The following is a 23,032-nucleotide window of genomic DNA, read 5'->3' on the forward strand; positions in this document are numbered from 1 at the left end:
AGTCTAGTTCGATTCCCGCCGTCGGCGGCGACGGGATGGTCTTCTATATCTGGGCCGAAAAGGAGACCTGGTCGTGCCCTACTACCTAAGAACCGTGGGCTTTGGTCATCCCGACGAACTCTGGCGGATCGACGAAGACAAGGCGCTCCAGCCCCATCTCTCCAACGCCTTGGAAGGTATAGGCTGGTTCCAGCGGACGCCTGGCAAGACGATCTGGGAAACCCTGGCCGACTTGACCCCATGGATGGGGGCGGGTGGCATGGGGCCTTTCCAGCGGATTGAGCTGGGGGCGCGCCACTACTATCCGCGCATCGCGCGTCCATTGTCGATGGTCAGCAACGCGTCGCTCTGTAGCCCGAGTGCGGCGCTGGAGTCGCAGGTCGTGGCGATGGGGCAGGTGCAAGCTACGACGCTGATGCGGCGATTGGAGCTCATTTGCCAGACCGTACACGCCGCACCCGAAACCCTGGACGTGTACGGGCATGAAATCCGAAACCTGCTGATCCTGGCGGCCACCGAGGTCGAGACGCATTGGCGCGGCGTCCTGGTCGCCAACGGGTGCATAAGGCGAAGATGAGCACCGCCGATTATGTTCGGTTGCTCGGGCCGATGAAGTTGGACGCCTATGAAGTGGCGTTCCCCAGCTTACCTTGGCTTGCGCCCGTCAGACCATTCGACGCCTGGAGTTCAGAGGCACCGACCCAGTCGCTGACGTGGTACGACGCCTACAATGGCGTCAAGCACAACCGCGAGCGCGAGTTTGAACGCGCCAGCCTCGGCAATGCCTTCTTGGCGGTCAGCGCCGTCGTCGTGATGTTAGCAGCGCAGTTTTCGCGCTCAATCGGGCTTGGCGGCCATTCCGACCTCAGCGCGTTCTTCCGCTTTTCGGCGCGGCCAACCTGGAGCCCAGCCGAGCTGTATATCGACTTCTCCGAGGGCGGCGAGGATTGGTCGCCGGCACCGTTGTGGCCAGAAGGCTGATCAAGATTGGCGTCCATCGGCTGAAGGCTGTGGGCCGAAACACGCGACGTCACGACTTGGTAGCTTACAGCATCTGCGCTCGCCCAGTCGGCGGCCGGTAGTTGGTTTATAATGAGCGCCGGCCGTCGTTGCGAAATACAGGATACAGGCTTCCTCGCCATGGCGGTGCTACGGATGGCAACTAGCGTAAAAGTGGTGATCTGAAGTTTTGCTTGGAGGCGGGCGATTGCAGGAAGGGCCGGATATTGGTGGATCGTTCCTGGGCGCGCCGCTGGACCCCACGCAGGTCACGCGTATCGGAGCCGTTCATGGCGGCTTTCTCTACCAGCACCTCTATGCCGTCGCCTGCCTTCTTACGGTAGGCCGACAGCCAGGAGCGCGGGTGATCGTTGAGCTCGACGAGGACAGCGAAGTCCTTTCTAAAAACGAGCGCATCTACACACAGGTGAAAACGCGCAATCGACCACTTCAGCCAGCAGACATCGCCGACGCGCTCGTGCGCTTTGGACATATCAGAGCCGAGCACACCAGCGGTGCGAGGAGCGGCTCGCCCCGCTTTCAGGTAGTCACAAACACAAGCCTAGGACCTGCACTGCAGGAGGCTCGCTCGCGGAAAGATTGGCCCAAGGACGTCGCGCTCGTCACGCCGAGTGCTCCACCCGAAGGGATGCCGCCCGCTGGACCTGATGTGGATGCGCTCTTCGCCTGGTGCGTCGAGAAGGCCAGAGAAGTTCCGTTTGGCAGTCTGTCGAGTGAGACCTTGGTCTGGAAACTGGCCGCCCTGGTCCAGCACGCCTCGAACGGGCGCCCGCAACAGGACGTTTCTCGCCGAGGACATGCCTGGGCTGCTGGAGCAGCTCCTGACGCAACTGCAGGACTTTCCTGATCCACCCGATCATTATCGGCCTCAGATGAATGAACCGCCGCTGGCTTCAGAGCTGCCGTTCCGGCTGGTCACAGGATTTTCAGGGGCGGGCAAAACCGCATGGGCCTCGCAGGCGGCGCTGCATAGTCCGGCGTCTCTGGTCTATTTTGACGTCACGGATATGGCTTCCGGCTCCATGGCCGCCAATCTGGCACGTGAAATCGCTGCTAGGTTCCTGGGAGGGCGCAGCGCCGGCGCCTCGGCTGGCCTCTTTGCCCAGTCATCAGGCCTCGAACGTACTACGAGCGAGCGCCCGCAGACTCGTCGACGAAGGCATCGCGGTTTTGGTCGTACTAGATAACGTGCACCGTGTTGACGCCGAAGCGCTTCAAAGCCTGGTGCGAGCCGCGCCGGGCGTCCGCTTTCTCTGCATCGGCCAACCCTGGTCCGGCGCTGCCTTGATTGAAGCAGTTTTCGGGATTCAGGCCGAGCATCTTGGCGGCTGGGCGCTAGATGACATCGCTGCGGAGTTCGCCGCCGAACAGGCACCTGCCACGATCCGACAGGCGGAAGTTGTCCGCAGGCTCACTGGGGGTTTGCCGCTCTACGTTCGGAGCGCGGCAGTTCTGACAGCGCGCGCCTACGAGGCCGATGTTGAAGCGTTTTGCGCGGCGATTGAGGCTCGCGCAAACGATACAGCCACGGCCCAGGAAATTATTCTCGACGCGAGCTTTGTTGGGCTCGACGCAACGAGCCGGAAAACCGCTGCTGTTCTCGGCCTTTCTGAAACACCGCTGAGCAGGCAGGAGGCATTCGATTTGCTGAAGTTGGCCGGCGTCGGCGAGGTCGACGCAGGCAGGGCAATTCGCGGCCTTAGGCGCAGCTCGATTGTTGTCGGTTTCCAAGGCGATCGCCTGGGGCTTCACGACGCGGTGCGCGTACTGGCGATCGATCATGGTGGGTTGAACGAAGACGAGCGTGATGTGCTGCTGAAGGCGCTCGCTGTCTTGCTGAGGGTGAGTCTGCAGCGCGAGCGCGACGTCGTACGGCTCGGATTTCTTATGCGTCTCTTGCCGCGGATTGGTCAGGTAGATGTCCTGGTCGATTTGGCAGGCGACGAGATGTTTTACGAGCAGGGCGACCCCGGCGCTCTGAGACGTGAAATTGAAGCGGCCGCCGACGATACTTCAAAGGGCGTGAAGGACCGCTTCTGGGCCCAGGATTCTTTGGCCTACTGGGAGAGCCGCGACGGAGGCCAGCCCGATCGCCGGCGCCTCGATATTATGACTGAGCTAGTGGCTCAGGGGCGTCTTGGCCCGCGTGAACAGATGGCGCTGGTCTTCAAAGAATTGGCCTACTGGGGAACGGAGGGAAATCTCGCCGAGATCGGAAAGGCCTATCGAGCTGGCGCGGCGCTCAAGGTGGAAGCCGATATCGTTCGCCTTCTGCGCTACAACTACGCCATCGCGCTCAACCGGGGCCATCAGCCGGGCAAGGCCAAAACGATCCTAGAAGGATTGATCACTGAATATTATGCCGTGGCCGGCACGAGCGAGCAGGCGGCGACCGGCAAGAACGGACCGGCATTCCTCGCTCTCTTGAAACAGCCCATCGACCACGAGAACTGCAAGCGTCTCGGCGACTGCTTAAGCTTATGGTCCATCATCGTGGTGGGTCTAGGCATGTATCCAGGCTTGCGGCGCATCGCGGCAATGAAGTTCTTCGGCGCGGGCCAAGCCGCGCGCTCGGCCGTCTCGACCGGGCAGGAACTCGCGGATGATTTTCTGGATGGGATGGGTGATGCAAAGGGCGCTGTGGACGTCATGGAGCAGCATGTGCTGCCGATGATGCGCGAGGCGCAGCTAACTGACTTGGTCATTCCGGTTCGCAGCCACTACGCCATCGCCCTTGCCTACGCGGGTCGCATGACCGAAGCGCGCCGCGAGATCGCCGCTCTGATTGACTACGCTGGGGACCCGGAACAGATCGCGATGCTGCGAGAACGGGCGCAGGTGATCGAAGAGGTCGCCAGTGGGCGCCGTCGTGTGGTGCCTAGACCGCCCAGCAATATCGCTGGTCCTAAATTCCTGCCGACCCAGCGTGTTGTTGTGAAAGTCGGCCGCAATGACCCTTGTCCTTGCGGCTCTGGTGAGAAATTCAAGCGCTGCTGCGCCTAAGGGCTCGACGCAATTGCAATCCTGCGGGCTGAATGTCCAGTTCCTGGAGACAAGCCAACGTCAGCAGATGGCGCGTTCAAGCTGGCGACGCGGGACCTTCGGGTCGGCTGGAGAGGGTGGGCTGTGGCGTGCAGGCCGCGCGTTCTCAGCATGCCTCTGCGCTTGACCTTGGTCCAGACGGCCACCACTTACACCGCACGAGTAACCGACGGCGTTGCAATGCGTATCGCCACGATCGGCGCGGGAAATATCGGACGCGCTTTTGCAAGTCTCGCCATCGAGGCCGGACATGAGGTGCTCGTCAGCAACTCTCGCGACCCGAAGACGCTGGACCAGTTCGCGCGGGAATCCGGCGCCCTGACTGGCTCGGCCGATGACGCCGCCGCATTCGGGGATCTCGTCCTGGTCGCAATTCCCTTCGTTCGCGCACTCGAACTTGAACAGGGACGGCTGGCTGGCAAGATCGTCGTCGACGCCAACAACTACTATCCGGAGCGCGACGGCGCGATCCGCGAACTGGACGACAACGAAATCACGACGAGCGAACTCGTCGCCAGGCGTTTTCCTGACGCCGACTGGTCAAGGCCTTCAACGCGATCCTGGCCCGCGACCTGAATGCCGCCGGAGCGCGGCTAGCCTCCGGAGCCCGGCGGGCCCTTCCTATTGCCGGCGATGACAACGAGGCGAAGCGTATCGTGTCCGATCTGGTTCATCAGTTCGGTTTCGGGTCTTTCGACGCCGGCGCCCTGGCCGACAGCTGGAGGTTCGAACGCGCCAGGCCGGCCTACTGCCTGCCTCTCGACACGGAGGCGCTGCGCCAAGCCCTCACGCGTGCTATTCGCGGCGAGCTGTTGCCCGAAGGCTCCTGGCGCTGATCGGCGCCGCCAACGTCTGACACGGGTCGATGCAGGCTTTCTCTCTGCAAGGCGCTTGACGTCGCCTTCCCGGAGGCGCGCCTACGCCCTTCCTCTCGGTGCTGGGTTCAGACGTGGGGGCGCTGCCTCGCGAGCGACGCGCGGGTGCCTGCATCGTGAGCGAGGTTGGGGCGGCGAACACTCGAGGGCGGGCAAGGTTAAAGTTTTTTGGCGGGATTGTGACGGAGTTGCGTCCCCCGGGTTGGAAAGGCCGTGAGCCTCTCAGCTATCGGGGATGCAAGATGCGTAGCAGGCTTTCAAACTATGGCGGTTGTTCGGCGACGGCGCTCGCGTTTGCATTGTTAGCGACGCCGGGCGTAGCGGCTGAAAAGGCACGGGAGTTCAACATCGCGCCCGGCGAGCTAGGCGTCGCGCTGAGCACCTTCGCCCGTCAGGCCAACCAGGAAATGATGGTGCCCAGCACGCTGGTTGCGGGCCGTCGCACCGCCGGCGTGCAAGGGCGTCTGGAGCCGCGCGCGGCGCTCCTGACTCTGCTCAAGGGGACTGGCCTGCGGCCCGGGTCCGACCGGGGTTCGGTTCTGACGCTCGGCCGGCTGCAGGAGACCTCGACGGACGGGCCGCCACCGGTGTCGACCGGCCGGGCCAACACGTCCCTGCTCGAAAAGATCAGCTACGGTCAGTCAGCGCCCACCACACAATCCTCGACCGAGGCGCCTATCGACGAAAATCTCGCGCCGCAGGTGGTCGAGGAGGTGATGGTCACCGGCTCGCGCATCGTGCGTGACGGCTATCAGGCCCCCACGCCCACGACCGTGCTCGGCCAGGAGGCGCTGGATCGCCGCGCGCCGACCAATGTCGCCGACTACATCAACCAGCTGCCGCAGATGGGGCAGCCGACTTCGCCCCGCACGACGACCCTGAGCGCCGGCACCACCGGCGGCGGGGCCAACCTCTTGAACGCCCGCAACCTGGGTCCGACGCGCACCTTGGTGCTGCTGGACGGTCGCCGGGTCGTGTCAGCCGGTCTGAACTCGGCCGTCGACATCAACCTCCTGCCGACCAACCTCTTGCAGCGCGTGGACATCGTCACCGGCGGCGCCTCGGCGGCCTATGGCTCCGACGCCGTGGCCGGGGTGGTCAACTTCGTGCTCGACACCAAGTTCACCGGGTTCAAGGGTTCGGCCAGCGCCGGCGTCACCGAGCAGGGCGACAGCGAGACCTACACCGCCGACCTGGCCTTCGGTGCCAAGTTCGCCAGCGGCCGCGGCCACGTGCTGCTCAGCGCCAACTACTTCGACGGCAAGGGCGTCGAGTCGGTCATGAGCCGCGACTGGTATCAGCCCGGCTATCGGATGATCGCCAACCCGGCCTGGACCGCTACCAACGGCCAGCCGGGTCGCATCGTCCGCAACGACATCGGCTATGGCCGCGCCACCCCCGGCGGTCTGATCACCAGCGGCCCGCTGCGCGGCGTGATGTTCGGCGAGAACGCCCAGGTGGGCCAATTCACGTTCGGGCCGATCCAAAGCGGTGACTATCAGGCCGGCGGCACGGTGGAAGATATCGCCCGCATCTGGCCGTTGCTGCCGCCCGTCAAGAATTGGGCCGCCTATGGCCGCGCCAGCTACGAACTCACCGACAGCATCACCGCGGTTCTCGAGATCAGCCGCGGCGGGTCCGACTCGTCCAACTGGTCATCTCAATACGCGCGGATGGCCAACATCAATGTCAGCATCGACAACCCGTTCATTCCTACGACGGTCAGGCAGGCGATGGTCGCCAACAACCTGACGGGCTTCACCATGGGGCGTCTGAACTACGACCTGGTGACGCCGGGTGGTCACGGCGGCGAGGCGGGCTACCATCGACGTCAGAACCGCTACCTGGCCGCCCTGGAAGGCCGCTTTCTGGAGACCGGGAAGTGGAGCGCCTACTACCAGCGCGGCGACAGCGACGTCTGGTATACGCGAGACAACAATCCGATCGTCGCCCGCTACAACCAGGCCATCGACGTCATCGCCAATCCAATCGCGGGCGGTGTCGCTGGCGTGGCGGCGGGGCAACCGATCTGTCGCTCGCAACTGAGCAACGCGACCAACGGCTGCGTGCCGTTGAACATCTTCGGCATCGGCGCCCCCGGCATCGAGGCGATCAACTGGGTCCTGGGCGTGAAGGAAGGCCTGCAGGCGCGCCAGGACCTCGACATCCAGCAGGACGTCTGGGCCGTCGACGCCCAGTATGAGCCATTCTCGACTTGGGCCGGGCCGGTCTCCATCGCCGCCGGCTTCGAGTACCGCAAGGAACAGTTCAAGGCGACCGCCGATCCGCTGTCCCTGCAGTCGGCCTGGTTCACCGGTAATTTCAGCGCCTCAAGAGGTGACTACAACGTCAAGGAGGTCTTCGCCGAGACGCTCGTGCCCCTGATCCGGGACACGCCGTTCTTCAAGAGCGTGGACTTCAACGGCGCGATCCGCCGCACCGACTATTCGACGAGCGGAGCGGTCACCACCTGGAAGGCTGGCCTCACCTGGGAGGTGAACGATGATTTGCGTCTGCGCGCCACGCGCTCGCGCGACATCCGGGCCCCGAACCTCAGCGATCTGTTCGCCGCCGGCACGGCGTTCCAGAACACCTTCGTGGACGCCAGCCAGCCCGGAGGCCCGACGGTCTCGACCTACACGATCAGCGGCGGCAACCCGAACCTGGTGCCGGAAGTGGCCAAGACCTGGACGGCGGGCCTGGTCTACCGCCCCCCGCTGGCTGCCTGGCTTCAGCGCCTCGGCCGACTGGTACAAGATCGAGATCGGCAACGCGATCGTCGCCATCGGCGCGCAGCAGTTGATCAACCAGTGCTACGGCTCCGGCGTGCAGCAGGATCCGGCGTCCTGCGCGTCCATCATTCGCGTGCCCGGCGCCCGCGGCATCGAAGGGGCGACTATCTATATCGGCGGCGTCAACGCGCAGAAGCAGGCGGTTGAAGGCGTCGACTACGAACTCTCGTACCGGGCCGATCTCGCGAGCCTAAGCGATGGCCTGAAGGGCTCGGTCGACCTCCGTCTTCTGGCGTCGAACACCTTGAAGAACGAGACCGCCCTGGCCGGGACGCTCACGGACCAGCTAGGCCTGCCCGGCACGATGAAATGGAACGGCCTGTTGACCGGCACCTACACCTATGGCCCAAGTCGTACGACCGTCTCCGTGCGCTACCTGGGTAGTGGTCGTCTCAGCAATTTCCCGTCCACCAACGCTCAGGGCGTAGCCGACGAGATCAATCATTTCGGGGCGGCGGCCTATGTGGAGCTGGCTCAGAACTACGATCTCAAGATCGCGGGGCGGAACGTGACCGTCTTCGGTGTCGTGGAGAACCTGTTCGATCGCGACCCCAATCCGATCCCGGGCCTGTTCAGCGTCGCCTACGCCTTCGGCACGACAAGTCAGTACGACCTGCTGGGGCGGGCCTATCGCGTCGGAGCCCGCTTCCGCTTCTGACCGCGCCTCCACCCAAGAGTGTCCGTCCGCGATGAAGACGCCGCGGACGGACGCGTGGAGTTTGCTTCGAGGTGCTGGAGCGGGAAGACGCCGCATCCCTCTCGAAGCCCGGCCGCCACGCTCGGGCGGAAACAAGATCGCCGCCCTTTCGGGCGGCGATCGCGTTTTGGGTCCGGGGAGAGACGCGCTCAGCGCGCGGCCCAGCCCTCGATCTCGACATAGAGGTCCGGGCTCTGCAGCGCCTTGATCTCCAAGGCCGTGCGGGCGACGGTGTTGGGGTTGGCCGTGGTCTGGAAGAACTCTTTGAATCCCGCGTTCACGCCGGCGTAGTCGGCCTTTCCCAGCGCCGGATCCGCCACCAAGAAGATGTTCATCTTGACCATGTCGGCCATGCCGTAGCCGTGACGCTCGAGCACGGCCTGCATCTTCTTGAGGGTGCTGATGGTCTGGGTCTTGGTATCGCCATAGCCCTTGGCGCGGTCGTTAGGGTCGAGCGGCGCGGCGGCGTAACCGCCAAGAATGAGCGTCTTCGCGCCGGCGCCCAGTTCAACACTCTCAAGCAGCATGGATCCAGGACGTCCGTTGCGAACGACCTCCTGGGCCTGGGCGGACGACGCCGCGCCGAACAGGGCGAGGGCGGCGAGGGAAACGGCGATGCGCATGGTCTGGTCTCTCCAAATAGGCGGGGGGACGAAAAGGAACCGCCGCGTGCGGGGCACGCGGCGGAGAGGGATCAATCGGCCGGGAAGACCTGGCGGCTCACGTCAGCGCCGCTGCTTCCCTTGCCGCGCGCGCGCCGTGTTCGAAGGCGCCGCGGGCGTTCTGCGCGCCGTTGAGCTCGGAGTGGGCGATGATCACCCGGCCATAGCCCTTGGCGACCACCTTCAGGGGGCTGGGCTTGCCGTCGCGGCCCAGGAAGAAGCCCGGCGGCTGCACGACGCGCGCATGACCCCAGCGGTTGATGACGATCCCGGCAATGTCCTTGGCGGGATCGAAGCGAGTTCCGGCCAGGATCGTCGCCAGCTGCTGGCGGACGATGCGCTCGTACTCGGCGTAGGGCGTTCCCAGGAGCCTGATGCGGTTGGCGACGGTCTGGGCCCGCGCGTCGGTCCCGTCGATCGAGTAGACGCCCATGTACATGGTGAAGAGCGCGGGCTTGTCCGGATCGAGCGGCGGCGTCATCCCGTCCACCAGCATCGGCGCGCGGATGTTGCCGCTGAAGCCTAGCATGTTGGCGTCGTCGAACCAGCGCAAGGCGGTCACGCCCAGGTCGTACATCGCTCGCCAGTTGGTCAGGGCCACGTTGATGACCAGGGCAGGGCCATGAACGAATTCCCCGTAGGCCGAGGCGATGTCGGTCGGCATGTCGGCCAGCACCCGGCGGTTCACCCAGCCGCCGCTGGCCATGACCACGGCCTTGGCGCGCACCTGGTGGAGACGGCCGCCCTTTTCGTAGACGACGAGCACGCCATCCTCCGAACCAGCCTTGCCGGTGTGGCCGACACGCACCGCCGTCGCCCCGAGCCGAAGCCGGGTCGGCTGGCCGGGGCGGTCGAAGGCGGCGAAATTGATCGGCTTGCTCAGGATGTCGGCGAAGGTGTTCTCGCCGCCGATGGCCCCGGGGAACATCTTCTTGATCAGTGGGCGGACCATGCCGCTGTTGCCGCCCGGGAAGGACATGGTCTGACGGGCGTTGTTGGTGACGTAGCGGCTGGCGGCGAGCGCCGACACCGCGCCCATGCCAAGGCCGCTGAGCAGGGCGATGGGCGGGCGCGCCACGCGCGTCACCGCCGGGTCATAGCCCTTCACCACCTCGAGATAGTGGGCATAGCTCATGCCATCGAGCTGCTCTGGCGTCAGGTCGGAGGTTCCGCCGGCATTGGCGCGCCAGGCCAGAAGCTGGCGGCGTAACTCGGGCGAGAACGGCGTGCGGGCCAGATCGTCATCCCAAATGTTGCGCGCCAGGCGCGGCGAGGTCGCCCCGTCAGTGGCGTTGAAGTGGTAGCCGATGTCGACCAGGCGTTCGCCGAAGCCGTCCATGTTGGTGTAGTTGTCCCAGGCGAAGCGCAGCGGCTTAAACTTGGGATCGAAGCTGGCGAAGCCGTATTCGCGCGGCAGGTCCAGGTCGTCGAAGACCCGGTCCATGATCCCGCCGGACCCCTTGGCCGGTACGCCAAAGTCGTTGGCCGCCTGCGGGCCGGTCAGGCGAACGCCACTGACCAGGAAGTCGTTCTGCTTGGATGCGCCGCCGAAGATCGGATGGTTCTCCAGGATCAGGCTGGTCTTCTTGCCGCCGGTCAGATTGGCGTAGTCGAAAGCGGTCAAAAGGCCGGCCGGACCGCCCCCCACGATCACCAAGTCGACCTGTTCGCTGTCCTCGGCCGTCGGCAACTCGTCGAAGGTCATGTCGCGCACGCGGTGCGCGGCGTTGATCACCGCCTGGGTGTTGCCGTTCGACAGCGCATAGTCACCCACGCCGCCACGCCCGGTGAACGCATCGACGAGGGGGCCGGCCGCCTCGGCCGCGTCCGCGCCGGTGGCGCAGCCGCCCATCAGCAGCGCGCCGCTACCGGCCAGGATGCCGTTGACGACGTCGCGCCGGCTGATCGGGGCCGACATGCCCAGGCGCTTGTCTTCCTGTTTACTGCTCACTTGCATCTCCGACGATGGCTGCGTCCCGCGCTGCGCCCGGGCGTCTTGTGACAAAAAGCTTGCCGCGCTCGTCGGACCGCGCGTCGACCGGCATGGTCGTCTGCAGGGCGCCGACGAAGCCGGTCTGGTTGCCGGCCCGGAACATGCCGTTGATCCGCAGGTTGGCGACCGCCGGATCGACGACGATCTTCAAGCGCGAATAGCGATTCATCTCGTCGGCGGCCTCGGCCAAGGTGTCGTTCTCGAAGAAGAGCTGACCGTCTACCCAGCTGGTGGCCTTCTCCAGATCCACGGTCCGCACGACGGGGGGGGCGGCGGGGTCGGTCTCGACCAGTTCCTGGCGTGGCTTCAGCTCCTGGGCGGAGGCGTCCGCGCGGATGGACCGCACCGCGACGCGCCCCTCCAGTAGGGTCACGCGCAGGCCATGCTGCGACAGGCCGACATCGAAGACGGTGCCTAACGCGGTCACTGTGCGATCGCGCGCGCGCACCACGAAGGGGCGTTGGCGGTCCTTGGCGACATGAAACAGGGCGCGCCCTGAAATCAGGGTGATGTCCCGCCGCGACCGCGTCAGCCGCGCCGCCAGCCGGGTGTTCGAATCCAGCGTCACCGCCGAACCGTCCGCCAGGACGATCTGGGTCCGTTCGTTCAGCGTGGTGCTATAGATCTTCGCACCCTGGACCATGGCCAAGGTCTCCGGGCCGTGGTCCAGGTTGAGGCCAACCCCGACGGTGATCAGAAGCCCCGCGGCGATGACGCAGCCTGCGGCGAGGCGTCGCCTCAGGCCGTGTCGCCTTGTCCTTTGGCGTGCGGCGTCGCGTAAGGCGCTGAGTTCGGGCAGATCGGCCTGGGCTCGCAGCGCGAAGAGCGCGGCCTGTAGGCGCTCATGGGCGCGCTGGTGCTCTTCGGCCTCCAACAGCCAGGCCCTGAAAGCGATCCGGTCGCGATCGGCCGCATCAGCGCGGCGTAGCCGCGCGTCCCATGCCGCGGCGGCGGCTTCGATGTCATCCATGCTCGGCGTCCGCGTCATAGGACCTTCCGGAGGCGCTTAAGGAGGTGGGCGTTGGCCTTGGCCATCTGCTTCTCGACGGTACTGAGCGACATGCCCATGCTGCGGGCAATCTCCACCTGGGAGACGCCGTCGAAGTGGTACTGACTGAAGACGTCCCGGACGTTTTGCGGCAGCTCGTAGAGCGCTGAGACCAGGGCTTGCAGGGCTTCTCGGCTTTGCAACACCCGTTCGGGCGAGAAGCCTGCCTTATCCTCGGCGTCGAAACCTTCGACCTGGGCGACGATGAAGTCGCGGGTGCTGGCGCGCCGCGCCTGATCGCGCAGGACATTGGCGGCGATCTGGAAGATGTAGCCTTGGAGATTGTCCACTGTTGAGAGGTTCTGCCGGGCCAGCCGGCCGAACACTTCCTGGACGAGATCGTCGGCGTCCTGGCCGGCGCGGATGCGCCGTTGAAAGAAGCGCGTGAGCGGGCCAGCGTACTCGATCACGACCTGCTCGAGCGGTGATTTCATGACCGACAGTGACATGCAAAGAGCCTCCCGGTCGTAGGACGCAGCGGGGCTCCAATACCGTAAGGCTTTCTGCGACTGCGGGACGTTGCAGGGCGTTCGGCGTTATATGCTGAAGGATCGCGCTGTATGCTGCGGGGCAAGGCGGCACATGCACAAGATCGTGCTCATCAGGCGCTAGCGTCACGCTCGGACACAGGAAGATTGGAAACACGGTCCAATGCCTTGGTATCGGGATCGACGACGCGTTCGAGAATTCCGAGCAGATCAACCAAGAGGGCGCCAGCCTTAGAGCGGGCTGGCGCGTCAACATTGACTGAGCGTCCAGTTTCTGGAGGTGCGCCAACGACGGCTCATGGCGCTATCTTGCTGTTAGCACGTAAGACGGGCGGCGCGATTGTCGACTGTGACTGGGAGCGCTCCGGTTCGACCTTACAAAAAGGGGAGGGGCGTATCGAGGCCCCTCCCGCCAGTCATTCCGTCGGAGCTGAATAGACGTCAGTAATCCATGGCCGGGACCGGCGCGGCGCGTTCCTCCTTCGGCGCCTCGGCGATCAGCGCCTCGGTGGTGATCAGCAGCGAGGCGACCGAAGCGGCGTCCTGGAGGGCCGTGCGCACCACCTTGGCTGGATCGATGACGCCCGCCTTGACCAGGTCCTGGTATTCGCCGGTCGCGGCGTTGAAGCCCCAGTTGTAGTCGGCCTTCTCCAGCAGCTTGCCGACCACGTAGGAGGCGTCCTCGCCCGCGTTGGCGACGATCTGGCGAGCCGGCGCCTGCAGGGCGCGGCGCACGATGTCGACGCCGGCCTTCTGGTCGTCATTGGCCGGCTTGACGGCGTCCAGGGCCTTCAGGGCGCGGAGCAGGGCGACGCCGCCGCCCGGCAGGATGCCCTCCTCGACCGCCGCCCGCGTCGCGTGCAGGGCGTCGTCGACCCGGTCCTTCTTTTCCTTGACCTCGACCTCGGTCGCCCCGCCGACCCGCACCACGGCCACGCCGCCCGCCAGCTTGGCCAGGCGCTCCTGCAGCTTCTCGCGGTCGTAGTCGGAGGTGGTGTCCTCGATCTGCCGGCGGATCTGGGCGGCGCGGCTGTCGATCGCGCCGCGCTGGCCCGCCCCGTCGATGATCGTGGTGTTGTCCTTGTCGATGGTCACCTTCTTGGCGCGGCCGAGCATCTCGACAGTGATGTTCTCCAGCTTGGTCCCCAGCTCCTCGGAGACCACGTTGCCGGCGGTCAGCACCGCGATGTCCTCGAGCATGGCCTTGCGGCGATCGCCGAAGCCCGGAGCCTTGACCGCCGCCACCTTCAGGCCACCGCGCAGCTTGTTGACGACCAGGGTGGCCAGGGCCTCGCCCTCAACGTCCTCGGCGATGATCAGCAGCGGCCGGCCCGACTGGATCACCTTCTCCAGCAGCGGCACGAGCGCGGCCAGGTTCGACAGCTTTTTCTCGTGGATCAGGATGTAGGGGTCGTCCAGCTCGACGCGAAGCTTGTCGTTGTTGGTCACGAAATAGGGGCTGATGTAGCCGCGGTCGAACTGCATGCCCTCGACCACCTCCAGCTCGGTGGCCAGGCTCTTGGCTTCCTCGACGGTGATCACCCCTTCGTTGCCGACCTTCTCCATGGCCTCGGCCAGGATGCGGCCGATCTCCTGGTCGCCGTTGGCCGAAATGGTGCCGACCTGGGCGATCTCGGTGTTGGCGCTGATCTTGCGCGCGTGGTTCTTGAGATCGGCCACGACGGCGCTAACCCCCAGGTCGATGCCGCGCTTGAGGTCCATCGGGTTCATGCCGGCGGCCACGGCCTTGGAGCCCTCGCGGACGATGGCCTGGGCCAGAACCGTGGCGGTGGTGGTGCCGTCGCCGGCCAGGTCGTTGGTCTTGGAGGCCACTTCGCGCAACATCTGCGCGCCCATGTTCTCGAACTTGTCCTTCAGTTCGATTTCCTTGGCGACGCTGACGCCGTCCTTGGTGATGCGCGGGCGCCGAAGCTCTTGTCGATGACGACGTTGCGGCCTTTGGGGCCCAGGGTGACCTTCACCGCGTCGGCCAGGATGTCGACACCGCGCAGCATGCGGTCGCGCGCGTCGGACGAGAACTTCACTTCCTTGGCAGCCATGGTTCCTACTCCTCTCGGTTGGGCTGTCAGTGGATGGAATTGGGTTTGGATTAGGCGGCCTTCTTGAGCGTCGCCTCGGTCTCGAGCACGCCCAGGATGTCGCTTTCCTTCATGATCAGCAGGTCCTCGCCGTCGATCTTGACCTCGGTTCCAGACCATTTGCCGAACAGCACCCGGTCACCGGGCTTGAGGGACAGCTCGACCAGCTTGCCGGCGTCGTCGCGGGCGCCGGGACCGACGGCGACCACCTCGCCCTGCTGAGGCTTTTCCTTGGCGGTGTCGGGGATGATGATGCCGCCCGAGGTCTTCTCCTCGGCTTCGATGCGACGGACGACCACACGGTCGTGCAAGGGGCGGAAATGCATGCATAACCTCCAGATGCAGAACTTGATGTGACGGGTCCACCGGGACATTGACCGGCGGACAAACGCCAAGCTAGGCGCGGTCCAAGCAGCTTCAAGAGGCGCCGTGCAAAAAATTCTGCTGCGCGTGCAACGCATTGAAGTTGCCCGGCTCTTCCTGTCGTCGACCCTTGACGAAGTCATGATCGCCGCGACATCCTTGGAGCTGCGAACGGCCAGCGCCGTTGCGCAAGAAGGAGCCAAGAATAGGAGGCCGTCGTGTCCCACGCCCGTTTCCCAGACCCCCCCGCCGCGCCCGGTCGCGCCCCGGAACTCCAAGCTTGAGGCGCCGCTCATGGACCGCGAATTTCTCAAGCAGCTGGACGGCTACGGCCTGACCACGGCCGAGATTCATTACTACCGCCTCGACCATCCGGCGCTCCTTCAGCTCTATGTCTGGCAGGAGTACGACCTCGCCCCACGGTTTCCGGTGTTGCAAGGCTTCCTCGATCACTGGCGGCGCGAGATCGAGGCGGCGCTTCACTCCGTTCAGGTCGCCCATGAGCGCCTGATCGGACCCACGGAGTGGCGGGCCGTGAACGGCGTCATCTCGCTTCACTAAGGGCGTGGCTGCGGTCGCCTCGGAGGCCCGTCATCGGCTCGCGAGGCCAAACGACAGCGCCTGGGCGACCAGCGCTCCGGCCCCGATCATCAGCGGCGGCCAGGCCAGGCTGGCCAGGAGGCTGGCGATCATGAACCGCCCGCGCGGCAGGCCCGACCATCCGGCCAGGAACGGCGCGACGGTCGCGGGCGGGCCCAGGAACCGGGCGATGACGATCGCCGCCGCGCCATGGCGCGCGAAAAGGCGCTCGGCCGCGACGCGGGCCCGGGCTGGAAGCCGCACCGGCGGCGCGCCGCGAGCTCGAAGGCCGCGGCCCAGCTGATAGGAGAGGGCGTTGCCGAGGAACGCGCCCGCCGACACCCAGGCCGCCGTTCCGTGATCCAGGGCCCCGGCGCCCATCGCCGCGCCCGCCAGGATCAGAAACGGCGTGACGGGCACGAAGAGCCCGACGACGACCACGGCCTCGGCGAAAGCGGCCCCGCCCAAGGCCGGCCCGATCCATGGGCTGCCGGCTTGAGCCATGGCCAGTCCGCGGTCCAGCAGGTCCGAGGTCATCCTGCGCCGTCGGCGGCGGAGCGGCCCGTCGCCGCCGTCCTTTCGGTTCGCCGGACCCGGGCGGCCTGGACCAGCGCCTTGAACAGCCGCCGATGGCGCGTCCGATAGAGCATGAACTCGGGATGATACTGCACGCCGACCCAGAACCGGCGCGAGCGATCCTCGATGGCCTGGATCAAGCCGTTGGCTTCGCGCGCCGCCACCGTGAGGCCCACCCCCAGTCGGTCGATGGCCTGCTGATGGATGGCGTTGACCCTCAAGGGGGCCGGGCCGAGAATGCCGGCCAGGCGGGACCCGCCGCGCAACCGAACCCGCTTGCGCGCCGTCAGGTGGTCCCAGCGTGACGGCGCGAGCTTGGCGCCCTCGAACGCCGCCAGGTCCATGTGCAGGGAGCCGCCGGCCAGGACGTTCAGCATCTGGGCGCCGCGGCACACGCCCAGCACCGGCAGGTCATGGCGGCGCGCCGCCAGGGCCCAGGACGCCTCCATGTCGCCGCGGGCGAGGTCGTAACGATAACCCGGCTTGGGGCGGCCCTCGAAAGCCAGGGGATAGACATCCGAGCCGCCGCCCAGCACCAGGCCGTCGATCGTGCGGGGGTCGCGCGGCGCGCGGGCGGTCAATCGGACGGCCGTTCCGCCCGCCAGCCAGATGGCCGTCTTCAAGGCCAGCCACGACAATCGATCGCCATGCTCGGGCATGGTCACGCCGATCACCGGCCGCCGCGAGCGCCGGACGGGTCTGCGACGCGTCAGGAGGTCCTCGCCGGCCTCATAGGTCAGCTCCTCGGGCAAGCGGCCGTGCTTGACCAGCGAACTGAGGACGAACAGCGCCCCCAGACCGATCAGCGGATCATCGTCGTCGGACAGTTCGCTCGGCGCGTCGCGTCCCTGCGAGAGGGCCGTCCGAAGATGGGCGAGGATCTCGCCCAGCGAGAGCACCCCGGTGGCTTGCGCCAACTGCTCGCGCAGGCCGGCCAGGCGGCGCGCGCCAAGACGCGCGCGGATCGCTGTCCAGGCCTCGTCGGCGGCGCCGAGGCGCGGGGCGGAGGCGGCGACCTCCTCGATGGCCGCCAGCAGCCAGACGCCGGGAACCTTGGTGCGGCCGCCGATGTTCGGCTGGCCGACGGGATCGAGCGGCGCGCCGATGGTCTGCAGGTAGAGCAGCCAGGGAAAATCCACGGCGGTCTGGATCGAGTGGAAGATGCCGGCCCAGAACCGCGCATTGACCTCGATCAGCTTGGGCTCGTCGGCGGGGTCGCCAGTCCAGCGGAAATCCAGCTCGGCCAGCCCGTTCCAATGCGTGGCCTCGAGCACCTTCTGGACGGCCGCGCGGAACGGCTCGGCGTCGACGGTCTCGCGCAGGGCGCCGGCGCCGGCCTTGCGCGGGAAGGTAGTCAGGTTGCGATAGGCCATGAACGCCGCCAACTGGCCGTTCTTGGCCAGGACGGCGACGCAATAGTCCCGTCCAGGAACGCATTCCTGCAGCAGGGGCCTGGCGCGATAGCCCAGGGTCTCGACCCGTTCGATCGCCTCCTGTGGCGTCTGGACCAGGCTGACGCCCCGTCCGCCGACGCCGCTGCTGGGCTTGACGATCAGCGGGTAGGTCAGGCCCGGCGCGAGCGCCCGCAGCGTACGCGGCTCGGGAACGATCCAGGTCCTGGGCGCCGGAAGGTCGGCGGCCGCGGCCGTCCTGACCAGGTGGTCCTTGGGGTGCACCTTGTCGATGCTCCGCCAACTGGGGGCGGCGATCTTGATCGTCGGTTCGAACCGGGCGCGGTGGCGCGCAATCAGTTCGGCCTCGCCGAACACCGGCATCAGCACATAGGGCCGTCCGTCGCCCGGCGCATAATCCAGCACGGCGGCTTCCAAGTCGTCCAGGAAGCGCTCGGGCTCGGTCTTCCAGGGCGCGACGGTGAAGGTCTCCCGCACGTGCTTGGAGAACGATAGCACCGTCAGATCGACGTCGTCGCAGCCGATCACTTCGACACCGCGCTGGGCGAGCGAGCGGGCGATCACCAGGGCCATCAGGCTGCGGCCGTAGGTGAGGATCACCCGCCCGGCGGGCCGGGCCGTTCGGATCCGATCATCGAGCGCCGTCATGCTCTCTCTCCCCTCGCGTGGAGCGACCGCCACGGTGGTGTTCCCGGCGCGCTCGACGCTCGCTCGACGTCAATCGCCGGATCGGTCGAGGTCAAGCGGAACGAACAGGCTCCGACCGTCGCGCCAGATCCTCAGCAGCACCGAGCCGCGGCCTAGCTTCTTGGCCGCTTCGACCTCGGCGCGGACGTCGGCGACGGCGCTCACCGCCCTGGCGTTGACGCGCGTGATCACATCGCCGCGCCGCAGGCCCTTGTCGGCCGCATCGCTCGAGGCGGCGACCCTGTCGATCAGCACGCCGGCAGCGGGGCCATCAACGCCCCGGCGCGCGGCGGCGTCGAGCGGAACGAGGGAGAGGCCCCAGAATGGTTCCGTCGCCGCCGGCCGCGCCGGCCGGACCCGCGCCAGCTTCGCTGGGCCGCTCGCCGGCGACGACGTCCAGATGCAGCGTGCGTCCCTCGCGCAGAAGCTCCAACCGCAGGCGCTCGCCCGGCCTGGCCTGGCCGACGCGGCGCGTCAGATCCGCCGACGAGGTCAGGGCCTGGCCGTTCAGAGCCAGCAGGGCGTCACCGGCTTTCAGGCCCGCCCGGTCGGCGGGGCCGCCCGGCGTCACGTCCGCGACGAGGGCCCCGGCGCGGCCGCGCGCGCCGAGGCTGTCGGCGATGTCGGGCGTGATGTTCTGCACCGTCGCGCCGATATAGCCGCGCGTCACCGATCCGCCGGCGATCAGTTGCCGGGTGACCCGGTCGGCGACGTCGGCGGGAATGGCGAAGCCGATGCCGACCGATCCGCCCGAGGGGGAATAGATCGCCGTGTTGACCCCGATGACGCGGCCATAGACGTCGAAGGCCGGTCCGCCCGAATTGCCGCGATTGATCGGCGCGTCGATCTGCAGGTAATCGACATAGGCCTCGCCGAGATCGCGCCCATAGGCCGAGATGATGCCGGTGGTCGCCGTGCCGCCAAGGCCGAACGGATTGCCCATGGCGATGACCCAGTCGCCGACCCGCGGGCGCGCCGCCGTCTCGAACGTCACGTACGAAAAGCCCGTCCCCGCGACCTTGAGCACCGCGAGATCGGTCAGCGGATCGCGGCCGACGATGCGCGCGGCCAGCTCGCGCCCGTCGCTCAGGCGCACCGTGACCTTGGCGGCGTTCTCGACGACATGATTGTTGGTCACGACATAGCCGTCGGCGGAGATGAGGAATCCCGAGCCGGAGATCCTCGCGTCGGGAAGCCTGGACGAATCGTCATCGTCGGGCGGGCCGAAACGGAAACCGAAGGGTAGGCCGGGAAAGAGCTGCGTCAGGTTTGGCTGGGCGCTGACCGGCCGCGTGACGTCGATCGACACCACGGCGGGCGCGACGCGGGCTATGATGTCGGCGAAGCTGGCCGGGCCGCTGGCGGGCGCGACGCGTTCGGCCGCCGCGGCCGTGACGCCCGTGGCCTGATCGGGGACGGCGAGCGTCGCCGCGCCGAGAAGCGTGGCCGCGGCCGTCGCGGCCAGGGCCTTCATCTTGATGGATTTTGGCATGGTGGAGCGCGAATTTCTGAACAACCGCCGTCGGCGAACGGCATGGCCCCGCCCGCTGGGAGCGGGGCCGTCCGGGCCTTAGTGGCTGATGGCCTTCTGGTTGATGGGGATCTTCTTCACGCTGGTGCGGCTCTGCGCGGTCTTGGCCGCGGTGATGGTCAGAAGGCCATTGCGGAAGCTGGCCTTGACCTGGTCCTCGTCAACGCCGTCAAGCGCCAGGCGCCGTTCGAAGCGTCCATAGACCCGCTCGCTGAAGCCGCGGCCGCGATCCTGCCGTTCGGCGCGCTTTTCGCCCCTCAGCGTCAGGACCCCGTCCTGCACCAGCACCTCGACGTCCTTGTCCTCGAGGCCCGGCAGCTCCGCCGTCACGCGGTATCCGGTCTCGGTCTCCTCGACCTCGATCTGCGGCCAGCTACCGCGCGCGCCGCTCCAAAGCGGCACCTCGAAGTCGCGGAAGATATCGTCGAACAGCCGGTTCATCTCCCGCTGCAGCGTGAAGACGGGCGATACGGGCTCGCGCAGGGGGTCGCTGCGGGCGCCGTCGTTGTTGCGGTTCCACGGGACGAGATCACGCACGTTCATTTCAATCCTCCTTTCGACGTGCTTGGGTTGGGAAATCGATCAGGCCGCGCGGGCCTTCGCCTTCTGGTCGACCAGCCGCGGCTCGCCGGATCGCGTCTGGACCTCGATGCGCCGCGGCTTGAGGGCCTCGGGGACCTCGCGCGCCAGGTCGATCGACAGCAGGCCGTCGGCGTGCTCGGCCGACTTGACCACGACATAGTCGGCCAGCTCGAAGCGACGCTCGAAGCCTCGGCGCGCGATGCCGCGATGCAGATAGGCCCCTTCGGCTTGCTCGCCTTCGGCGCGCCCGCCCTTGACGACCAGCAGGTTCGGCTGGGTCGTGATCTCCAGGTCGCTCGGCTTGAAGCCGGCGACGGCGAGCGTGATGCGATAGGCGTCCTCGCCCGTCTTTTCGATATCGTAGGGCGGATAGGCGCGATCCTCGTCGCCCTGCATGGCGCTATCGATCTGGCTCGCCAGTCGGTCGAAGCCGATGATCGACCGGTAAAGCGGCGAAAGGTCAATTGCCGTTCTCATGTCCATCTCCTCGATTGAGCAAGTTGGATCGGGCGGCGTCGGGGAAGCCCTCGAGCCGCCCGTGCCGAGCCCTTCCGGCGCTCGACGCCCGATGAGGTAGAGCGCGGAAAAAGACCGTCAAGAGCGCTCTTGCGAAATTTTCATGCTCTCCCAAATCGCCGTCCGATAACCGTCTGGCGAGGCTCCGCGGCCCGAAGCATCGCCAACAGCACTTCGGAAAGGAGAGGCTTGCGTGTTGCTGACGGCGAACTGGATTTCGGCGTTCGTGACCTTGTTCGTTACGATTGGGCCGATCGAGGCGGCCGTGATTTTCGCGGGCTTGACGTCAGGCGTGCACCGGCCCGACCGTCGCGTCTTGGCGATGCGGGCGGTGTTGATCGCCGGGGCGGTTCTCCTGCTTTTCGCCGTATGCGGCCGCGCGCTGCTGTCGCTGCTACACATCAGCCTGGCGGCCTTCCGCGTGGCCGGCGGCGTCCTTCTCTTCCTGCAGGCGCTCAGTCTCACCTTCGCCAACGCCGGACTGTCGTCGATCAGCGAGGACGAGCGCCGCGAAGCCCGCAAGCCCGGCGACATCGCCGTCTTTCCGCTGGCCTTTCCCCTGATCGCGGGGCCGGGAAGCCTATCGGCTGTGGTTCTGCTGGCGGGGCGATCCGAAGGCGTGCTCGACAGCGCCGCCATTCTGCTGATGCTGGGCGTCTGCCTTGGCATAACCTACGTGGCCATGCGGGCGTCCGAGCTTTTGGTGCGGCGCCTTGGGGAAACCGGCGCGGACGTGGTCGGGCGCATATCCGGTGTCTTGCTGGCGGGTCTGGCCGTGCAATTCATCTTTGACGGTCTGCGGCAGGCGCGCCTTTTGGGCTGATCGTCGGGAGGCTGTTAGCTTGGACGCGCGTTTAAGCCATCTAGGCTTGTCATGTTAACGGCCGAGGGCAGTGAACAGCCAATACTAGGAGCCTTAGGCGGTTGCCGCTGCCCATGCGGCATGGGCCTCGGCGCGAAAGCGGCGAAGGACAGGTCGGCTGTCCACACCGAGGTGCCGCTCCAGTTCGCGGGCGAAGGCCTGAGAGCTGTCCGTCCGCAGCACGATGCGCTCGCCCACACGCCGGCCGAACACCGCCGCGTGTCGGCCAGTGTCCGGATCCACAATGAGGCGGTCGCGCCGCGAGCGCGGGCTTCCAACTCGGCCATGGCCATGTCGATGGCCTTGGCCGAGAAATTCTTCCAGAACTGTGCAGCGGAGACGCGTCGGCCGCCGCCGCGTCATGAGGCCAGTGTAGCGTCGGACGCGATTCGGAACGAATTCGGGACGACTCGGCGCCCGCACCGATGATGGGTCTTACGTCGGTGAACGGCGGTTCACGCGGCGTTAGTCAACATGTCTTCCCGGTAGTGCTGGCTCGCATCGACGCTGGCGGAGCGGACGTAGGGGGAGTGTCGAACGTCGCTTTCCCGGACGGCGCCCAAGGTCCGCTGATGATGCCGTGGACGGCTCCCCACCCAGGTCGCAGGCTATGTGCGGCCGTAATGGAGGAGCGCCATGGAAGAGGTGGTCACGGTGGGATTGGACATCGCCAAGTCGGTGTTTCAGGTCCACGGAGTCGATGCTGCGGGCCATGTGGTCGTGCAGCGCAAGCTCACGCGAGCGAAGCTTATCCCGTTCTTTGAGAAGCTGCCGCCCTGTCGGGTGGGGATTGAGGCCTGCGCCACAGCACATCACTGGGGTCGCCGGCTGACTGAGCTGGGCCACGAGGTGAAGCTGATGCCGCCTTCCTACGTGAAGCCCTATGTGAAGCGGCAGAAGAACGACGCGGCTGATGCCGAGGCGATTTGCGAAGCTGTGACCCGGCCGACGATGCGTTTCGTCGAGGTGAAGGCCCCCGAGCAGCAGAGCGTGCTGGTGATCCATCGAACTCGGATGACCCTGATGCGTCACCGGATCGAGCTTTCCAACACGATCCGGGCTCACCTAGCCGAGTTTGGCCTGGTGGCTCCGATCGGCCGGATGGGGCTGCAGAGCCTGGTCGAGATCGTTCGCGACGAGACCGATGAGCGGATGCCGGTGAGCGCGCGGATCTGCCTGAAGTTGCTGGCTGACCAGCTCGACCTGGT

Annotated in this window: 22 protein-coding genes and 2 pseudogenes; 11 read left to right on the plus strand and 13 right to left on the minus strand. The window is 66.4% G+C overall.

Annotation, left to right across the window (positions count from 1 at the left end; genetic code table 11):
• Window positions 1-73: 73 nt before the first annotated feature.
• Together ACHMW8_RS17660 and ACHMW8_RS17665 are read left to right on the plus strand one after the other, a co-directional pair.
• Window positions 74-577: a hypothetical protein gene (locus ACHMW8_RS17660; RefSeq protein WP_395443257.1), complete on the plus strand. Its 504-nt coding sequence runs from the start codon at window positions 74-76 to the stop codon at window positions 575-577.
• On the plus strand, window positions 574-981 hold the full coding sequence (locus ACHMW8_RS17665) for a hypothetical protein (protein WP_395443258.1): 408 nt from the start codon (window positions 574-576) through the stop codon (window positions 979-981). The genes ACHMW8_RS17660 and ACHMW8_RS17665 overlap by 4 nt, the downstream gene beginning before the upstream one ends.
• 181 nt (window positions 982-1,162) lie before the next feature.
• On the opposite strand, the gene ACHMW8_RS17670 is transcribed toward ACHMW8_RS17665, so the two are convergent.
• Window positions 1,163-1,492 (minus strand): hypothetical protein, encoded by a 330-nt coding sequence (locus tag ACHMW8_RS17670; protein ID WP_395443259.1) that lies wholly within the window; start codon window positions 1,490-1,492, stop codon window positions 1,163-1,165.
• 325 nt (window positions 1,493-1,817) lie between these two features.
• Between ACHMW8_RS17670 and ACHMW8_RS17675 the strand changes: the two genes are divergently transcribed.
• The 6 genes from ACHMW8_RS17675 (at window position 1,818) to ACHMW8_RS17700 (ending at window position 8,387) form a co-directional block, all read left to right on the plus strand.
• Entirely contained in the window at window positions 1,818-2,207 is a 390-nt protein-coding gene (locus tag ACHMW8_RS17675; RefSeq protein ID WP_395443260.1) for a hypothetical protein, read from the plus strand.
• Window positions 2,191-4,023 carry an SEC-C metal-binding domain-containing protein gene (locus ACHMW8_RS17680; RefSeq protein WP_395443261.1) on the plus strand — a complete coding sequence of 611 codons (1,833 nt, stop codon included), beginning with the start codon at window positions 2,191-2,193 and terminating at the stop codon, window positions 4,021-4,023. Before ACHMW8_RS17675 ends, ACHMW8_RS17680 begins: the two co-directional genes overlap by 17 nt.
• A 168-nt stretch (window positions 4,024-4,191) precedes the next feature.
• The gene (locus ACHMW8_RS17685) at window positions 4,192-4,638 is read left to right on the plus strand and encodes an NADPH-dependent F420 reductase (protein ID WP_395443262.1); all 447 of its coding nucleotides are present in this window, start codon (window positions 4,192-4,194) and stop codon (window positions 4,636-4,638) included.
• An 80-nt stretch (window positions 4,639-4,718) separates the two neighbouring features.
• The gene (locus ACHMW8_RS17690; RefSeq protein ID WP_395443263.1) at window positions 4,719-4,898 is read left to right on the plus strand and encodes a hypothetical protein; all 180 of its coding nucleotides are present in this window, start codon (window positions 4,719-4,721) and stop codon (window positions 4,896-4,898) included.
• A 281-nt stretch (window positions 4,899-5,179) separates the two neighbouring features.
• A complete protein-coding gene (locus ACHMW8_RS17695) occupies window positions 5,180-7,876 on the plus strand; it encodes a TonB-dependent receptor plug domain-containing protein (RefSeq protein WP_395443264.1) in 2,697 nt (898 codons plus the stop codon).
• Window positions 7,803-8,387 carry a hypothetical protein gene (locus ACHMW8_RS17700; protein ID WP_395443265.1) on the plus strand — a complete coding sequence of 195 codons (585 nt, stop codon included), beginning with the start codon at window positions 7,803-7,805 and terminating at the stop codon, window positions 8,385-8,387. The genes ACHMW8_RS17695 and ACHMW8_RS17700 overlap by 74 nt, the downstream gene beginning before the upstream one ends.
• Window positions 8,388-8,575: 188 nt before the next feature.
• On the opposite strand, the gene ACHMW8_RS17705 is transcribed toward ACHMW8_RS17700, so the two are convergent.
• From ACHMW8_RS17705 to groES, 6 genes and pseudogenes are all read right to left on the minus strand, one after another.
• Complete coding sequence (locus ACHMW8_RS17705; protein WP_395443266.1) at window positions 8,576-9,049, minus strand: Rid family hydrolase; 474 nt, start codon at window positions 9,047-9,049, stop codon at window positions 8,576-8,578.
• A 97-nt stretch (window positions 9,050-9,146) separates the two neighbouring features.
• Complete coding sequence (locus tag ACHMW8_RS17710) at window positions 9,147-11,039, minus strand: NAD(P)-binding protein (RefSeq protein WP_395443267.1); 1,893 nt, start codon at window positions 11,037-11,039, stop codon at window positions 9,147-9,149.
• On the minus strand, window positions 11,029-12,051 hold the full coding sequence (locus ACHMW8_RS17715) for a FecR family protein (RefSeq protein ID WP_395443268.1): 1,023 nt from the start codon (window positions 12,049-12,051) through the stop codon (window positions 11,029-11,031). Before ACHMW8_RS17715 ends, ACHMW8_RS17710 begins: the two co-directional genes overlap by 11 nt.
• A gap of 14 nt (window positions 12,052-12,065) precedes the next feature.
• A complete protein-coding gene (locus tag ACHMW8_RS17720) occupies window positions 12,066-12,578 on the minus strand; it encodes an RNA polymerase sigma factor (protein WP_395443269.1) in 513 nt (170 codons plus the stop codon).
• Window positions 12,579-13,058: 480 nt separating this feature from the next.
• Window positions 13,059-14,677, minus strand: a pseudogene (gene groL, locus ACHMW8_RS17725) (chaperonin GroEL).
• A 50-nt stretch (window positions 14,678-14,727) separates the two neighbouring features.
• Complete coding sequence (gene groES / locus ACHMW8_RS17730; protein WP_395443270.1) at window positions 14,728-15,042, minus strand: co-chaperone GroES; 315 nt, start codon at window positions 15,040-15,042, stop codon at window positions 14,728-14,730.
• A 103-nt stretch (window positions 15,043-15,145) separates the two neighbouring features.
• Between groES and ACHMW8_RS17735 the strand changes: the two genes are divergently transcribed.
• A complete protein-coding gene (locus ACHMW8_RS17735) occupies window positions 15,146-15,640 on the plus strand; it encodes an usg protein (protein ID WP_395443271.1) in 495 nt (164 codons plus the stop codon).
• Between the two features lie 30 nt (window positions 15,641-15,670).
• Here the strand turns inward: ACHMW8_RS17735 and ACHMW8_RS17740 are convergent, their stop codons facing one another.
• The 6 genes from ACHMW8_RS17740 to ACHMW8_RS17765 form a co-directional block, all read right to left on the minus strand.
• Window positions 15,671-16,195, minus strand: a complete 525-nt coding sequence (locus tag ACHMW8_RS17740; protein WP_395443272.1) for a DedA family protein — start codon at window positions 16,193-16,195, stop codon at window positions 15,671-15,673.
• Complete coding sequence (locus tag ACHMW8_RS17745) at window positions 16,192-18,294, minus strand: gamma-glutamyl-gamma-aminobutyrate hydrolase family protein (RefSeq protein ID WP_395443273.1); 2,103 nt, start codon at window positions 18,292-18,294, stop codon at window positions 16,192-16,194. Before ACHMW8_RS17745 ends, ACHMW8_RS17740 begins: the two co-directional genes overlap by 4 nt.
• A gap of 69 nt (window positions 18,295-18,363) precedes the next feature.
• Complete coding sequence (locus tag ACHMW8_RS17750) at window positions 18,364-18,699, minus strand: PDZ domain-containing protein (RefSeq protein ID WP_395446007.1); 336 nt, start codon at window positions 18,697-18,699, stop codon at window positions 18,364-18,366.
• A complete protein-coding gene (locus tag ACHMW8_RS17755) occupies window positions 18,605-19,825 on the minus strand; it encodes a S1C family serine protease (RefSeq protein WP_395443274.1) in 1,221 nt (406 codons plus the stop codon). The genes ACHMW8_RS17750 and ACHMW8_RS17755 overlap by 95 nt, the downstream gene beginning before the upstream one ends.
• A 78-nt stretch (window positions 19,826-19,903) precedes the next feature.
• Entirely contained in the window at window positions 19,904-20,407 is a 504-nt protein-coding gene (locus tag ACHMW8_RS17760; protein WP_395443275.1) for an Hsp20/alpha crystallin family protein, read from the minus strand.
• A 39-nt stretch (window positions 20,408-20,446) separates the two neighbouring features.
• Window positions 20,447-20,923, minus strand: coding sequence for an Hsp20 family protein (locus ACHMW8_RS17765; protein WP_395443276.1), 477 nt, complete (start codon window positions 20,921-20,923; stop codon window positions 20,447-20,449).
• A gap of 232 nt (window positions 20,924-21,155) precedes the next feature.
• Between ACHMW8_RS17765 and ACHMW8_RS17770 the strand changes: the two genes are divergently transcribed.
• Together ACHMW8_RS17770 and ACHMW8_RS17775 are read left to right on the plus strand one after the other, a co-directional pair.
• Window positions 21,156-21,785 (plus strand): MarC family protein, encoded by a 630-nt coding sequence (locus ACHMW8_RS17770; protein ID WP_395443277.1) that lies wholly within the window; start codon window positions 21,156-21,158, stop codon window positions 21,783-21,785.
• Between the two features lie 675 nt (window positions 21,786-22,460).
• Window positions 22,461-23,024 (plus strand): annotated as a pseudogene (locus ACHMW8_RS17775) (IS110 family transposase); the annotation flags it as partial.
• Window positions 23,025-23,032 lie beyond the last annotated feature (8 nt).

Source organism: Caulobacter sp. UC70_42, assembly GCF_044056025.1.
In the GTDB taxonomy this organism is placed as follows: Bacteria; Pseudomonadota; Alphaproteobacteria; order Caulobacterales; family Caulobacteraceae; genus Caulobacter.

Coding starts and splice junctions, on each gene's coding strand:
- ACHMW8_RS17740 (WP_395443272.1), bottom strand. CDS start 16,195: ATGACCTCGGACCTGCTGGACCGCGGACTGGCCATGGCTCAAGCCGGC.
- ACHMW8_RS17675 (WP_395443260.1), top strand. CDS start 1,818: ATGCCTGGGCTGCTGGAGCAGCTCCTGACGCAACTGCAGGACTTTCCT.
- ACHMW8_RS17720 (WP_395443269.1), bottom strand. CDS start 12,578: ATGTCACTGTCGGTCATGAAATCACCGCTCGAGCAGGTCGTGATCGAG.
- ACHMW8_RS17665 (WP_395443258.1), top strand. CDS start 574: ATGAGCACCGCCGATTATGTTCGGTTGCTCGGGCCGATGAAGTTGGAC.
- ACHMW8_RS17760 (WP_395443275.1), bottom strand. CDS start 20,407: ATGAACGTGCGTGATCTCGTCCCGTGGAACCGCAACAACGACGGCGCC.
- ACHMW8_RS17670 (WP_395443259.1), bottom strand. CDS start 1,492: ATGTCCAAAGCGCACGAGCGCGTCGGCGATGTCTGCTGGCTGAAGTGG.
- ACHMW8_RS17695 (WP_395443264.1), top strand. CDS start 5,180: ATGCGTAGCAGGCTTTCAAACTATGGCGGTTGTTCGGCGACGGCGCTC.
- ACHMW8_RS17745 (WP_395443273.1), bottom strand. CDS start 18,294: ATGACGGCGCTCGATGATCGGATCCGAACGGCCCGGCCCGCCGGGCGG.
- ACHMW8_RS17755 (WP_395443274.1), bottom strand. CDS start 19,825: ATGCCAAAATCCATCAAGATGAAGGCCCTGGCCGCGACGGCCGCGGCC.
- ACHMW8_RS17765 (WP_395443276.1), bottom strand. CDS start 20,923: ATGAGAACGGCAATTGACCTTTCGCCGCTTTACCGGTCGATCATCGGC.
- ACHMW8_RS17705 (WP_395443266.1), bottom strand. CDS start 9,049: ATGCGCATCGCCGTTTCCCTCGCCGCCCTCGCCCTGTTCGGCGCGGCG.
- ACHMW8_RS17715 (WP_395443268.1), bottom strand. CDS start 12,051: ATGGATGACATCGAAGCCGCCGCCGCGGCATGGGACGCGCGGCTACGC.
- groES (WP_395443270.1), bottom strand. CDS start 15,042: ATGCATTTCCGCCCCTTGCACGACCGTGTGGTCGTCCGTCGCATCGAA.